Raw genomic sequence first — 14,842 nt, 5'->3', positions numbered from 1 at the left:
ATCCGACTACGTGTCGGACCGTTCACAACCTCTCAAGGCAGTACATCTAGCCGAACGGCTGCCCGGCCTCGCGCAGCCAGGCGCGTTCCCGCGAGTGGTCAGGCATGGCAGGCCACCCGTTGACCTTCGCGATCAGCACCCAGTACCGCTCGGCGCGCGGGTCCGCGAAGTCCTCGAACTGGCGCAGCCGCTCGACGACGGTCTCGTCGTTCGGCACACCCAGCGCCTCCGCCCAGTTGGCGTTCACGCGGTCCACGACTTCCTTGGCAGCGTCCGACCCCGGCGCGATGCCGGCGTCGAGTGCCGCGCGGGCCTGCGCGATCGCGAAGTTGAACGCCTCCATCTGGTCCTGGGACCGCGGGCCCATGTCCTCACCGTTGCGGCGGAACTCCTCGTGCTGCTGGGACATCCGCTTGATCGCCGCACGGAAGTCCGGGTCCTGCACGAGCTTCGCGAGCTCGACCCACGCCTCCAGCTGCTCGGTCGACGGGTCGTCCGGCAGCTCGATCCGCACGGACCGCATGTGCTGTTCGAACTGCGGATCCAGTTCGTACGGCCCGAACACCTCCTCGAAGAAGTCGTCGAGGATGCGTTGGCGCTCCTCGTCCGACATCCGTGCCAACTCGTTCATCAGTTCCATCTCCCCTCCCTTGGCGACGGCGCGCAAGACGGCACGGCGGAGCCGCAACGTCTTCATCTGCGCGTCGATCGCGTCTGCATGGGTGCGCGCCACGTCGGTCACCGAGACCTCGCGGGCGAGAATCCGCCCGGCGGTCGGCAGGTCCACACCGAGATCCCTCAGGGTGCGGACGAGCTTGAGCTTGGCGACCGCCTCACCGTCGTACGTCCGGTAGCCGCCGACCGTTCTCGCTGTGGGCGGGATGAGGCCCTGGTCGGAGTAGAACCGGATCGTTCGGACGGTGAGGCCGGTCATCCTGGCCAGCTCGCCGATCTGGTAGCGCGTCACGGGGACAACTCTGAACCCTCCAGTGACTGGAGAGTCAAACCCGATTAACCGATCGAGTTCCAGAACGAGCAGTTGTGCCTGGTCAAGCCGTTGATCTGACCGACACGGTCGAGCGAGTACTCCTGCACGTTGCCACCGGAGTACCGCGCCCAGCCGGGCTTGCCGGTGCGCGCGAACGTCGTCCAGTCGCGGATCATCGTCGCCGCGAGCCTCTGCTGCGCCGGGTTGAGGTCGAACGTCGGGATGTCGAAGAGGTAGGCGAGCTCGAAGGAGTGCGCGGCACCGGCCGGGAGGCCCGCGGGGAAGAGGTCCTTGAACCAGCCGAGCGGCGCGGTGCGGTCGGCGAACTCGTAGCCGTACGTCGGCGTGTAGCGCGAGAGCAGCCGATCGTCGGTGAGCTGGTGGCACGCCCAGACGCCGTCAGTCAGCACAGCGCCGTAGGCAAGACGTGCCGACTCTCCGGCCGGGTACTCGACAGCGATCTCGGCGGCCTTCTCGCGACCGAACCCCTGCTCCAGCAGACCCTGGTAGTCGAACGGTTCCGGCACGGTCGCCGACGTCAGCCTGCCCTCGTCACGGGTGTTGCCCCAGATCACCGGGACGCGGTTGAAACGACCGGACCTCAGCGCGTCGACGGGGTGCTGCGGCAGCACGCTGTTGCCGATCACGATCGGGGTCGCGCCGCGGTCGATGGCGGTGAACGCCGTGGGAGGCAACGTTCGCAGGCACGCGACGTCCGAACAACCGAGCTGCGCGGTGATCGCCACCGCGTCGGCCTGAGCCGCGTCCTTCGTGATCCACGGGGAACCAGCCGGCTTGGTGTGGATCACGCCGTTGGCTCCCCACGTCGTGGAGCAGCCGCCGCTCTGCGCGATGGCCTTCTGGAACAGCCCGCGCGACCGCGGTGACGTCACGTGCGCGCACACGTCGAACGCACCACCGGACTCACCGAAAACCGTGACGTTGCGCGGATCCCCGCCGAACGCGGTTGCGTTGCGCTGCACCCACTTCAGCGCCGCCTGCTGGTCCTCGATGCCGTACGCGCCCGAGTCCGGCAGGTCCGGGTGCCCGAAGAAACCGAAGAAGCCCAGCCGGTAGTTGATGGTCACGACCACCACGTCGCCCTGCACCGCCAAGCGGTTCGTGCCGAACCCGGCACCGGACAGGTAGCTGTTGCCGCCGCCGTGGATGTAGACCATGACCGGCTTGCGTCCGTGCCGCGACGGAGTGGTGACGTTGAGGTAGAGGCAGTCCTCGTTGCTGCTCGGCGAACCGGCACCGGCGGCCTGAGCGCAGGCAGGACCGGGCTTCGTGGCGTCCAACGGGGTCGTCCACGGCGTGACCGGCCGCGGCGAACGCCACCGCAGCTCGCCCACCGGCGGTGCCGCGTACGGAATCCCCTGGTACAGCTGGTGATCAGCGAGAACGGTGCCGCGCACCGGCCCGGCATCGGTTCGCACCAGGCCGGGTTCGGCGGCCTGGGCCACACCCACCGGTCCCGCCAGCAGGGCTGCGGCGATCAACAAAGACAGTCGTTTGCGCACGTCGTGTGTCCCCTCAGAAGAAGCGTTGACACACATACGTCGAACCAGCGGGCCCGTGGAAAGACATCCGGAAGGCCGCACATACCGGGCTTTCTTCCGTGAGGCACGATCATCTGCGTGGGGTCGATCACCTGGCAGTACGCGGTGGCGGGGGCGCTGGCCGTGGTGTGGCTGTTGTTGCTCATCCGGCGCCTTGGCCTGCCGTTTCGTCGACGGCAGCGGTCCAGGCGCGAAGGCCAGGTTCCAGTCTGGATGTCGATCGTCGGCTGGCTGCTGATCGCGGCCCTCGTGGCCGCGACGGCGGGTGGCGGACTGCTGTGGCTGCTGGGCTGGCCGAAGCTGCCGAAGCAGGCGGCGTTCAGCACGACCGAGATGCTGGATCTGCTGAAGATCGGGCTGGCAGTGGTTGCCGGCTTCGGCGGTGTGGTCGCGCTAGCGGTGAACTACCGCAAGCAGCGCGTCACGGAGGCTGCCCACGTGCACGCCCTCAACCAGGAAGAACGCGAGCGCACCAAGCTGTTCAACGAACGCTTCAAGGTCGCGGCCGAACTGCTCGCCGGCGATCAGGTGAGTCTGCGAGTCGCCGGCGTGTCCGCCATGGCCGGCCTCGCCGACGACTGGGAAGCGCAACGGCAGACGTGCGTGGACGCGTTGATCGACCAACTGCGGCTGCAGGAGGACGACGGCCAGACGGCGAACAAGATCTTCCGCGCTCTCCGCGACCGGCTCGGATCACACCGCGAACCCGGCCCGTGGTCGGCGCTGAACTTCGACTTCACCGGCGTCCGGTTCCTGGACGCCGACTTCAGCGAACGCACGTTCGCCGGTGCGGTCGTCTTCGACGGCGCCGAGTTCACCGGTGACAACACCTCGTTCGAGCGAACAAGGTTCAAACACACCACGTTGAGCTGTCACGGCACGACGTTCACCAACACCGAGGTGAACTTCCAGGACACGTACTTCGAGTTCGGGGCCATCGAGTTCGTCGGCTGCACGTTCGACCGCGCGACCTTGAACCTCAGCCGCATGACCGGACGTGGCCGCGGGATTGATTTCTACCGCAGCACCTTCACCGACAGCAGCGTCGCCGGACACGACGTGGACATGGCCATGTCCACGCCAGTGCGGGTCGAACTCTGCACGCTCGTCGACAGCACCATCGAGGTGCGGACGTTCTACTCCGACGTTCAGCCCGTGCGGTTCACGAACAACACGGTCGAACGCGCTGGGGAGATCGAAGAACTCCCCAGCGCGTCGAGCGAACCTCAGTAGGTCATCGCGATGCCCGGCTCGGCCAGCAGCGCGCCGACGTCGGCCAGGAACTGCGAGCCCTGCTGACCGTCGACCACGCGGTGGTCGAACGACAGCGCGAGCTGGCAGATCTTGCGAATCTTGATCTCGCCGTCGACCACCCACGGCATGTCGCGGATCGCGCCCAGGGCGAGGATCGCGGACTCGCCGGGGTTGAGGATCGGCGTGCCGGTGTCGACGCCGAAGACGCCGACGTTGGTGATCGTGATGGTGCCGTTCATCATGTCGGCCGGGGAGGTCTTGCCGTCACGGGCGACCGTGGCGAGCTCGTCCAGCGCCACCGCGAGTTCCTTGAGGGACATGCGGTCGGCGTCGCGGACCTTCGGGACCACCAGGCCGCGCGGCGTTGCGGCCGCGATGCCGAGGTGGACGTAGTCCTTGTAGACGATCTCGTTCGCGGCGGAGTCCCACGTCGCGTTGACGTCCGGCGTGCGGCGCGTGGCGAGGATGACCGCCTTGGCGCAGAACGCGAGCGGCGTCAGCTTCACGCCGCGGAACTCCGGCGCGTTCTTGAGCTTCGCGCGCAGTTCCATCATCGGCGTCACGTCGACCGTCAGGAACTCGGTGACGTGCGGTGCGGTGAACGCGCTGTCCACCATCGCCTGCGCGGTCGCCTTGCGGACGCCCTTGATCGGCACGCGGCGCTCGCGCGAGCCGTTGTCCACAAAGGACTGCACAGGAGCGGCAGCCGGTGCGGCGACGGCGCTTTCGACGTCCTCACGGGTGATCACGCCGTCGGGGCCGGAGCCCGTCAACGCGTAGAGGTCGACACCGAGGTCCTTGGCCAGCTTGCGGACCGGCGGCTTGGCCAGCGGCACGTAACCGCCGGGAGCCTGGACCGGAGCCGGAGCCACGGGAGCAGGAGCGGGCGCGGGCACGGGTGGTGCCACCACAGCAGCAGCCGGAGCCGCGGCCGGAGCGGTGTCCTTGCGCGCGCGGCGCTTGGCCGCGCCGGACTTCGGGCCGTAGCCGACCAGGGTGGCGATGCGCCCGCCCGGCATCTCCTCGCCGATCTTGCCGGACGAGGTGCCGTTCGCTTCCGCAGCAGCGGGAGCGGGAGCAACGGGTGCGGCCGCGCCACCGGGGTCGGTGTCGATCGTGATGATCGGGACGCCGACCTCGACGGTCTGGCCGGGCTCCGCGAGCAGCTCGGTCACGACGCCGGCCCACGGGCACGGCAGCTCGACGGCGGCCTTGGCCGTCTCGATCTCGACGATGATCTGGTTGACCGTGACGGTGTCACCGGGCTTGACGTGCCAGGTGAGGATCTCGGCCTCGGTCAGCCCCTCAGCCGTGTCCGGCAGGGGGAATTGCTTGTACTGCGGCATTTCCGGTTGTCCCCTTACCAGGCGAGAGAGCGGTCGACGGCGTGCAGGACCCGGTCGAGGTCGGGGAGGAACTCCTCCTCGAGCTTCGACGGCGGGTACGGGGTGTCGAAACCGGTCACCCGCAGCACCGGTGCCTGCAGGGAGTAGAAGCACTCCTGCTGGACCTTGGCTGCAATCTCGCTGGCGATCGAGGACTCGGACGGCGCCTCGGACACGACGACCAGACGGCCGGTGCGGCGCACCGACTCGAACACGGGCGCGAGGTCCAGCGGCGACAGCGTGCGCAGGTCGATGACCTCAAGAGAGGTCCCGTCCTCCGCGGCCGCGTTCGCAGCGTCCAACGACGTCCGCACCATCGGGCCGTACGCGACGAGCGTGGCGTCCGTGCCGGAACGCAGGACCCGCGACTGGAACAGCGGGCCGGGCTGGGCCGTGGTGTCGACCTCGCCCTTCTCGTAGTAGCGGCGCTTGGGCTCGAAGAACAGCACCGGGTCGTCGCAGTCGATCGCCTGCTGGATCATCCAGTACGCGTCGGACGGGTTCGAGCACGAGACGACCTTGAGGCCGGCGGTGTGCGCGAAGTACGACTCGGGCGACTCCGAGTGGTGCTCGACGGCACCGATGCCGCCACCGAACGGCACGCGGATCACGATGGGCATCTTGATCTTGCCCTGCGTGCGGTAGTGCAGCTTCGCGACCTGCGACACGATCTGGTCGAAGCCGGGGAAGATGAAGCCGTCGAACTGGATCTCGCACACCGGGCGGTAGCCGCGGATCGCGAGGCCGACGGCGGTGCCGATGATGCCGGACTCCGCGAGCGGCGTGTCGAGCACGCGCTGCTCACCGAAGTCCTTCTGCAGACCGTCGGTGATTCGGAAGACACCGCCGAGCTTGCCGATGTCCTCGCCCATCATGATGACCTTGGGGTTGGCCTCCATGGCCGCCCGCAGGCCCATGTTGAGCGCCTTGGAGATCGTGAGCGTCTGCACCGGGGTCGCCGGGGCAGCGGCAGAGGAACGGTCCATCGTCGGAGCAGCCATCAGTGCTCACCTCCAGCAAAACCCGAGACGTAGTCGAGGAACTCATCGCGCTGCGCTTCGAGGTTGGGGTTCCCCTCGGCGTACACGTTGCTGAAGATCCGTTCAGCGGGCGGGTCGGGCATGTTCGTGCAGAACTCCCGCAGCTCCTCGCCCAGCTTGTCCGCGTCCGCCTCGACGCTCTCGAAGAACTCGCTGTCGGCCCACTGCTGGCGCACCAGGTAGACCTTGACCCGCTCGATCGGGTCCTTGAGCTTCCACATCTCCAGCTCGTCCGACAGGCGGTAGCGCGTCGGGTCGTCGGAGGTGGTGTGCGCGTCCATCCGGTACGTGAACGCCTCGATCAGGATCGGGCCGTTGCCGTGGCGGCACTCGTCCAGCGCCCACTTCGTCACGGCGAGCGTCGCGAGGACGTCGTTGCCGTCGACCCGGATGCCGGGGAAGCCGTAGCCGCGGGCGCGCTGGTACAGCGGCAGGCGCGACTGGCGCTCGGTGGGCTCGGAGATGGCCCACTGGTTGTTCTGGCAGAAGAAGACCAGCGGCGCGTCGTAGACCGCGGCCCACACGAAGCCCTCGTGCACGTCACCCTGCGAGGTCGCGCCATCGCCGAAGAAGCACATGGTGGCTTCGCCGTCGTCGTCGCCGACCTTGCCGTCGAACTTCTGGCCCATCGCGTACCCGGCCGCGTTGAGGACCTGGTTGCCGATGACGATCGTGTACGGGTGGAAGCGCTTCTCGACCGGGTCCCACGTGCCCTGGTCGGTGCCGCGGAAGATGCCGAGCAGCTCCGTCGGGTTGATCCCGCGGGTCCACGCGATGCCGTGCTCGCGGTAGCTCGGGAAGGCCATGTCGGTCTCGCGCATCGCGCGGCCGGCGCCGATCTGCGCGGCCTCCTGGCCGAGCAGCGGCACCCAGATGCCGAGCTGGCCCTTGCGCTGCAACGCGTTGGCCTCGCGGTCGACCCGGCGGATCAGGACCATGTCGCGGTAGAGACCGCGCAGCTCCTCCGGCGAGATGTCGATGTCGAAGTCGGGGTGCGTGACCCGCTCGCCCTCGGGGGTGAGCAGCTGCACCAGGTCGGCGCCGCCCTCGTCTGTTGCTCGCAAGCCTGCGATCACCTGTTCCGCTGTCGGTTTTGCGGCAGTGGCGGCCGGCGCTGCGTCCGGCTCAGGGTGCGTCCATTGCTCAGGGGACGACATGCGCCTTCTCCTCTGTCTACTCCGACCGCCTGATCGCTCGTGACGATCTCGTGCGGCGACGCCGGCGGTCGCCGCTGACCCTGTGGGGCCGGAGGCAGCCGTCGACGGTGACGGTGGCTTACGACCACATCCTGACACGGCCTCACCCGAGTTGGTGAGCCCCATCCCACTTCGTAACACAAGGGTCAACGTTCTGATCAGCGACAACAGTCGGAGGTTCGACCTTTTGACCTCCGACTAGGCCGTCCGATTACCGGACACCACTGTCCCGGTTACCGATCGTTAACTTCGCGGGAGGCCTCCACGGACAAGGTTGTGGACGCGGGCAGAGGCGGAGTCGTGACAGGATCGAGAGGTGGACCGTTCAGTTGTGACCAGCACCGTCCGGACGCTCTGGGACGACGACATCGTTCCGAGCCTGTCTCAGCTCGTCGCCGTGCCGGCGATCTCACCCGCGTTCGATCCGGCCTGGGAAGAGCACGGCGAACTCGCCGCCGCCATCGAGCACGTGCGCGCGTGGATTGATTCTCGATCGTTGCCCGGCATCACGCTGGACGTCGTCCAACTGGCGGGACGCACGCCTCTCCTGGTGGTCGACGTGCCCGCGTTCGGTAACTCGGGCGACGACACGGTGTTGCTTTACGGACACCTCGACAAGCAGCCACCGGTGGGCGGTTGGGGTCCTGGGCTGGGCCCGTGGACCCCGGTCCTGCGTGACGGACGTCTCTACGGGCGTGGCGCGGCGGACGACGGTTACTCCGGATATGCCGCGATTGCCGCCATCGAGGCCGTGCGCGCGGCTGGCGGTTCACACGCCCGGTCCGTGATCCTGCTGGAGACCGGCGAGGAGTCGGGTTCGCCCGATCTGCCGGCGTACCTTTCGCACCTGTCTTCGCGGCTCGGCCGCGTGTCGCTCGTTGTGTGTTTGGACTCCGGCGGCTCCGACTACGAACGCATGTGGCTGACCACGTCGCTGCGAGGGTTGGTGCAGGTCACGATGACCGTGCGCGTGCTGGAGGGCGGCCTGCACTCGGGCATGGCGTCCGGCATGGTGCCGTCGTCGTTCCGCATCGCACGCGTGCTGCTGGACCGGCTCGAAGATTCTTCGACCGGCGAAGTCCTCGTGCCGGAGATGCACGTCGAGATCCCCGCGCACCGGCTGGCCGAGGTCCGCGAGGCCGTCGAGGCCGCACCGGGCGCCCTGTGGGGTCCCGTGCCGCGCGTCGGCGACCTGCAGCCGATGTCGGAGGACGAGGTCGAGCAGGCGATCGGCACCGGCTGGCGCCCGACCCTGTCCGTGACGGGCGCCGACGGCCTCCCGCTGCCCGACGACGCCGGCAACGTGCTGCGCCCGTTCACCTCGCTGGTGCTGTCGTTCCGCCTGCCGCCGACGGCCTCGTCCGCGGCCGCGCTGGAGGCGGTGCGGGCGAAGCTGACCACCGACGTGCCCTACAACGCGACCGTCGAGCTCTCGCGCGTCGAGGCTGCTGACGGGTGGAACGCGCCGCAGCTCGCGCCGTGGCTGTCGGCTGTTCTGGACGACGCCGGCAAGGAGGTCTTCGGCTCGCCGTGGCGGACCGTGTCGCTCGGGGGCTCGATCCCGTTCATGGGGCTGCTGCACGAGGCCTACCCGGAGGCTCAGTTCCTGGTGACCGGGGCTGTTGGGCCGGACTCCAACTGCCACGTGCCGGACGAGTGGCTGCACCTGGCGCACGCGGCTCGGGTCACCGAGGCCGTCGCGCTGGTGCTGGACGCCCACTCAAAGCGGAGTTGACGTTACGTTACTCTCAACTACTCTAAGGTACTCTTAACTTCGGTTGAGAGTTGAGAGTTGGAGTGCGCTTGGAAACCTCGACCTTGCAGTCGCTCATCGAACGCCTGCGCCGAACAGGCGCGGAGATGAGCGAAGTCGAGGTGGAGTCCTCTGCCGGAGGTTTGCCGAGAAGTGCCGCCGAGACCATGTCGGAGTTCGCCAACACCAACGGCGGCACTCTCGTACTGGGACTGGACGAAGCCGATGGTTTCCGCCCAGTCCATCTCGCCGACCCGGCCAAACTGCGCGACGACCTGGCCGCGCTCGCGAGCGATTGCCTTCACCCTCCACTGCGCATAGCCGTAGAGGTGGTTGAGCTCGAAGGCATGCCTCTCGTCGTGGCCGAGATCGATCCACTGCCGTCTGACCACCGTCCGTGCTACGTGGACTCGAAGGGCATCGCCACAGGTTCGTACGTGCGCGTGGGCGACGGCGATCGCCGAATGACCCAGGCCGAGATCGGCCTGGCGATCGCCAACCGCGGCCAGCCGCGCTACGACCTGGAGGCGGTACCCGAGGCCGTGATCGGCGACCTCGACCGCGTTGCGTTCGGCCGCACCATCGAACGCGTGAGGCAGACGTCGCGAGCCTTTCGCGACATGGACGAGGTCACCGCACTGGAACGGTTGCGGGTGTTGGTGCGAACCGAGAACGGCACGTTGGTGCCCTCCCTCGGCGGATTGCTGACCTTCGGCGTCTACCCCCAGCAGCACTTCCCACAGCTGACCGTGTCGGTCGTGGTGTACAGCGGTGCCGAAACCGGCCCGCGGTTCGACGACAACCCGGTCATCCGCGGGCCGATCCCGGAGCTGGTGTCCGAGACGATGGCGGTGCTGCGCCGGCACATGCGAGTACGCACGCACGTCGACGGCAGCGGTCGAAGAGAACAGCTCGACTATCCGATGGAAGCTGTGCGTGAAGCAGTGGTCAACGCACTTCTGCACCGCGACTACAGCGGCGGAACCCGTGGCACTCAAGTCCAGATCGAACTGCACCCCGACCGGCTGCTCGTCCGCAGTCCGGGAGGACTGTTCGGCCCGGTCGTTCTCGAGGATCTCGGCACCGAGGGCGTCAGCTCGTCACGCAACGCCTTCCTCGCCTCGTTGCTGTCCGACACCTACCTGCCGGCAAGCGACGGGCTCGTCGCGGAGAACCGCGCTTCCGGTGTACCCGCGATGATCAGAGAACTGCAGCGATCAGGCTTGGCACGGCCGATCTTCCGCAACTTCGCGAACCGGTTCGAGGTCGAGTTCAGCAGGTCCGAACTGCTCGACCCCGCAACCCGGCAGTGGCTGGCCCAGCTGCGCGAGCCCGGACTCACCCAGCTTCACGAGCTCGCTCTCGCGACGATGTATCACGGCCGTCCGATCAGCAACGCAGCACTTCGGCAGTTCGGTGCGAGCCAGTCCGATGCGACCTCCGTGCTGCGAGATCTCGTGAACAAGGGACTCGCGGTGCGAACCGGTGGGCGCCGTTACGCCACCTATTCACTCGGAGCGTCGGCTGAGACCCTTGATCTCTTCACGATCGCATCGCCGCAGACCGATGTCGCGGAAGTACTGCGCACGCGGCTCTCGGCAAGTGCCAAGGACTTGATCGCGGCAACCGGGTACTCACGACCTACCGTGCTCCTCAGACTGGAAGAGCTCATCCAGGCCGGACTGGTCCGTGCCGAAGGCGCACCCAACAGCCCCAAGCGCCGGTATCTGTGGACAGGTGGGCGGTGAGCAAGCTGGTCGCGGCCACACGGCCCGGACCGGGGACCTTCAAGCGACATGCAGGCGCGGATCCGGGTGCGTTTTAGTGAGGAAAGACTCAGACCTGACCTGGGCACGACCGACCGTCCTACCTGGTGTCGCACACTGGGCCGATGGGCGAACATGCGGAACGGGCGCGTCTCGCGGAGTCGGAGAACCCGACTTCGCCGTGGCGGCTGTGGGGGCCGTACCTGTCGGGTCGCCAGTGGGGCACGGTCCGCGAGGACTACTCGCCCGAGGGTGATGCCTGGCGGTCGTTCCCGTTCGACCACGCCCGTGCTCGCGCGTACCGGTGGGGTGAGGACGGCATCGCGGGTATTTGCGATGTGCACGGGTTCCTGAACTTCGCGCTTGCGTTGTGGAACGGGAACGACGTCATCCTCAAGGAGCGGTACTTCGGCCTCGCCAACGAAGAGGGCAACCACGGCGAGGACGTCAAGGAGCACTGGTGGGTGACCGACGGGACGCCCACCCACTCCTGGATGCAGGTGGTCTACCGGTATCCGCAGCGGGAGTTCCCGTACGGGCAACTGCGCGAAATGGCGCGCAACGCCGGGCGGGAGAACCGCGAGCCCGAGCTGAGTGACACCGGGGTGCTCGACGAGAACCGGTTCTTCGACGTGCAGGTCACGTATGCGAAGGCCGACACGGACGACATCTGCGTCGAGATCCAGGCGACCAATCAGGGGCCCGAGGACGCGCCGCTGCACCTGTTGCCGCAGCTGTGGTTTCGCAACACGTGGGCGTGGGGGCGGGACCAGCGGCCGTGTCAGTTGGTGGCCAGCACCGCGAGCGGGCGCAAGGTGACCGCGGACCACGGGAATCTCGGCCGGTACACGCTGCATCTCGACGACTCGCCGTCGATGCTCATGACGGACAACGAGAGCAACGAGATGTCGCTCTTCGGGGCCGAGCGCAACCCGTCGCCGTGGACGAAGGACGGCATCTGCAACTACGTGGTGCACGGGAGCACGTCCACCTGCCAGGTCGTCGGGCCGGACGACGCGGGGGCGGCGGGCACGAAGTTCGCGGCCTGGTACTCGTTCGACCCGGTCGAGCCCGGTGAGACGGTGACGATCCGGCTGCGGCTCGTCGGCGGCGACGGGCACCTGGACCCGTTCGGGCCGAGCTTCGAACAGACCATGCAGGCCCGCAAGGCCGAAGCGGACGAGTTCCACGACGACATCGCGCCGCAGGCCGGGCCTGAGCAGAAGCACGTGCTGCGGCGCGCGCTGGCCGGGTTGATGTGGACGAAGCAGCACTACCGGTTCCGCACGCGCGACTGGCTCGACGGCGACCCGACCAAGCCCGAGGCGCCCAGCTCACGACGCACCCCAGAGGCACGCAACGTGCACTGGCGGCATCTCGACGTGGCCGACGTGATCTCCATGCCGGACGAGTGGGAGTACCCGTGGTTCGCGGCGTGGGACCTCGCGTTCCACACCATCCCGTTCACGTTGGTCGACCCGGCGTTCGCGAAGGAGCAGCTGCTGCTGTTCTGTCGCGAGTGGATGATGCACCCGAACGGCCAGATTCCCGCGTACGAGTGGGAGTTCGGCGACGTGAACCCGCCGGTGCACGCGTGGGCGGCGTTGCAGGTCTACCGCGCGGACGGCAGCAAGGACCGGCAGTTCCTCGCGAAGATCTTCCACAAGCTGCTGCTGAACTTCTCGTGGTGGGTCAACCGCAAGGACGCCGACGGCAGCTACCTGTTCGAGGGCGGGTTCCTCGGCATGGACAACATCGGGCCGGTCAACAGATCGGAGCCGATGCTGGGCGAGTGGCGGCTGGAACAGTCCGACGCCACGTCGTGGATGGCCGCGTACAGCCTGCACCTCATGCAGATCGCGCTGGAGCTGGCGCGCGACGACGAGTCCTATGAGGACGTTGCGACGAAGTTCGTCGAGCACTTCCTGTCGATCGCGGAGGCGTTCACGCACTTCGGGTCGCACGGCGGCGGCATCTGGCACGACGAGGACGGCTTCTGCTACGACCGCGTGTCCCGGCGCCACCCGGACGGCCACGTCGAGTCCGAGCCGGTGCGCGTGCGGTCGATGGTCGGGCTGATCCCGTTGCTGGCGTCGGCGGTTCTCGAACCGTGGGTGCTCAGCGAGCTGCACGGGTTCACCAGCAGGCTCGACCACCTGCTCAAGCGCCGGCCGGAGCTGCGGCAGTTCATCACGTTCCACTACGAGCGCGGCGCGTTCGTGTCGTTGCTGGACGAGCACAAGCTCAAGCGCGTGCTGCACCGGATGCTCGACGAGCACGAGTTCCTCTCGCCGCACGGGATCCGATCGCTCAGCGCGGCACACCGCGAGGGCCTGGAGGTCAAGGTCGCGGGCCAGGACCACCGCATGGGCTACGAGCCGGGCGAGTCCCACACGCCGATGTTCGGCGGCAACTCGAACTGGCGCGGCCCGGTCTGGTTGCCCACGAACGCACTGCTCGTAGAGGCGCTGCGCACGGTCTGCGCGTTCCACGACGGCATGTTCCAGGTCGAGATGCCGACGCACTCCGGCCGCTGGGTCACCGCAGGTCAGGTGGCGGACGAACTGAGCGACCGCCTGGTCGGGCTGTTCCTGCCGGACCACGACGGGCGCAGGCCGTCGGACGGCAAGCGGATCGAGGCCTCCGAGTCACCGCTTTGGCGCAGGCACGTCACGTTCAGCGAGTACTTCGACGGCGACACGGGTGAAGGGCTGGGCGCGACGCACCAGACCGGGTGGACGGCGCTGGTCGCAGGCCTGATCCAGCACCGTTCACGGTGAACAGCGCCTATGCCGTGATCAAATCCTGATCAAGCGACCCGCTGCAGATGGTTACCATTCGGGTGCAATACGTGCAGACGTTGTGTGATCTAGGCCAATGTGCGCAATATCTTGCGCCCACTGGGGCAGTCTGACGCAAAATCGTTGCGTCCGAGTGGCCTGTAACACGCACGTGCTGTCCACCACGTCACCCGAGTGGCAGGATCCCGTTCACTCGTCCGCGACAGTTACGAGGAGTGACGCAGTGGCTCGTCGAACCAGGCAGTTGATGGCCATGATCCCGGCACTGGGGCTGGCCTTGTTGGCAGCTTCGGGCTGCGCGTCTTCCAACCAGGGAGGCACCACCGCGTCGGGCGTCTCACTCGTCCAGAGCGGCAAGCTGGTGACCTGCACTCACCTGTCCTACAAGCCCTTCCAGTTCAGCGAGGGCGACCAGACCGTCGGCTTCGACGTCGACCTGGTCAACCTGATCGCCAAGGACCTGGGTGTCACGCAGCAGATCTTCGACACCCCGTTCGAGACGATCACGTCCGGCACGTCGTTCAACGCGAACCAGTGCGACCTGGCCGCCGCGGGCATGACGATCACCGACGAGCGCAAGCAGGCGATCGACTTCTCGGACCCGTACTTCGACGCCTCGCAGGCGTTGCTGGTCAAGAAGGGGTCGAGCATCAAGACCCTGGCCGACCTCAAGGGCAAGAAGCTCGGCGTCCAGTTGGACACCACGGGTGAGAAGTACGCGAACGACAACGCGGCCGCCAACGGCTACACCGTCGTGCAGTTCGAAGATCTCCCGCTGTCGCAGACCGCCGTCCGCACCGGCGCGGTCGACGCGGTGATCAACGACAACGGCGTGCTCTTCGACTACGCCAAGGAGTTCGCGGACACCGAGGTCACCGCTGAGTTCGACACCGGTGAGAAGTACGGCATCGGCATCAAGAAGGGCAACACCGCCCTGCTGACCAAGGTCAACGAGGTGCTGAAGAAGGCCAAGGAGTCCGGCGAGTACGACAAGATCTACGAGAAGTGGTTCGGCAAGAAGCCGACGTCCAAGTAGTCGCTTCTCCGGGGCCGGTGCAAGCTCGTCGCGCCGGCCCCGTCGCTTGTCCGAACCACAT

The 14,842-nt window shown here is 67.4% G+C and carries 10 protein-coding genes; 5 read left to right on the top strand and 5 right to left on the bottom strand.

Going from position 1 to position 14,842, the window contains the following annotated elements:
- Positions 1–46: 46 nt before the first annotated feature.
- Both LFM09_RS25830 and LFM09_RS25825 read right to left on the bottom strand, forming a co-directional pair.
- Positions 47–967, bottom strand: a complete 921-nt coding sequence (locus LFM09_RS25830; RefSeq protein WP_414099110.1) for a MerR family transcriptional regulator — start codon at positions 965–967, stop codon at positions 47–49.
- A gap of 44 nt (positions 968–1,011) precedes the next feature.
- Positions 1,012–2,511, bottom strand: coding sequence for a carboxylesterase/lipase family protein (locus tag LFM09_RS25825; protein WP_414099109.1), 1,500 nt, complete (start codon positions 2,509–2,511; stop codon positions 1,012–1,014).
- A 117-nt stretch (positions 2,512–2,628) separates the two neighbouring features.
- Between LFM09_RS25825 and LFM09_RS25820 the strand changes: the two genes are divergently transcribed.
- A complete protein-coding gene (locus LFM09_RS25820) occupies positions 2,629–3,783 on the top strand; it encodes a hypothetical protein (RefSeq protein WP_414099108.1) in 1,155 nt (384 codons plus the stop codon).
- On the opposite strand, the gene LFM09_RS25815 is transcribed toward LFM09_RS25820, so the two are convergent.
- Genes LFM09_RS25815 through pdhA form a run of 3 tightly spaced genes read right to left on the bottom strand, consistent with a single transcriptional unit; the run spans position 3,777 to position 7,386 of the window.
- Positions 3,777–5,150, bottom strand: coding sequence for a dihydrolipoamide acetyltransferase family protein (locus LFM09_RS25815; RefSeq protein WP_414099107.1), 1,374 nt, complete (start codon positions 5,148–5,150; stop codon positions 3,777–3,779). The genes LFM09_RS25820 and LFM09_RS25815 overlap by 7 nt on opposite strands.
- A gap of 14 nt (positions 5,151–5,164) precedes the next feature.
- Positions 5,165–6,190: an alpha-ketoacid dehydrogenase subunit beta gene (locus LFM09_RS25810; protein ID WP_414099106.1), complete on the bottom strand. Its 1,026-nt coding sequence runs from the start codon at positions 6,188–6,190 to the stop codon at positions 5,165–5,167.
- Positions 6,190–7,386: a pyruvate dehydrogenase (acetyl-transferring) E1 component subunit alpha gene (gene pdhA / locus LFM09_RS25805; RefSeq protein WP_414099105.1), complete on the bottom strand. Its 1,197-nt coding sequence runs from the start codon at positions 7,384–7,386 to the stop codon at positions 6,190–6,192. Before pdhA ends, LFM09_RS25810 begins: the two co-directional genes overlap by 1 nt.
- Before the next feature lie 355 nt (positions 7,387–7,741).
- Here pdhA and LFM09_RS25800 point away from each other — a divergent pair, with 355 nt between their 5' ends.
- From LFM09_RS25800 to LFM09_RS25785, 4 genes are all read left to right on the top strand, one after another.
- Positions 7,742–9,160 (top strand): M20/M25/M40 family metallo-hydrolase, encoded by a 1,419-nt coding sequence (locus LFM09_RS25800; RefSeq protein ID WP_414099104.1) that lies wholly within the window; start codon positions 7,742–7,744, stop codon positions 9,158–9,160.
- A gap of 68 nt (positions 9,161–9,228) precedes the next feature.
- Complete coding sequence (locus LFM09_RS25795; protein ID WP_414099103.1) at positions 9,229–10,926, top strand: ATP-binding protein; 1,698 nt, start codon at positions 9,229–9,231, stop codon at positions 10,924–10,926.
- Positions 10,927–11,069: 143 nt separating this feature from the next.
- Positions 11,070–13,724, top strand: a complete 2,655-nt coding sequence (locus tag LFM09_RS25790) for an MGH1-like glycoside hydrolase domain-containing protein (protein WP_414099102.1) — start codon at positions 11,070–11,072, stop codon at positions 13,722–13,724.
- A 244-nt stretch (positions 13,725–13,968) separates the two neighbouring features.
- Positions 13,969–14,781, top strand: coding sequence for a basic amino acid ABC transporter substrate-binding protein (locus LFM09_RS25785; RefSeq protein ID WP_414099101.1), 813 nt, complete (start codon positions 13,969–13,971; stop codon positions 14,779–14,781).
- Positions 14,782–14,842: the final 61 nt, after the last annotated feature.

This window comes from Lentzea alba, assembly GCF_047445655.1.
GTDB classification, from domain to species: domain Bacteria; phylum Actinomycetota; class Actinomycetes; order Mycobacteriales; family Pseudonocardiaceae; genus Lentzea; species Lentzea alba_A.
The sequence above is the reverse complement of the archived record's forward strand: the minus strand, read 5'-3'. Positions and strand labels throughout refer to the sequence as shown.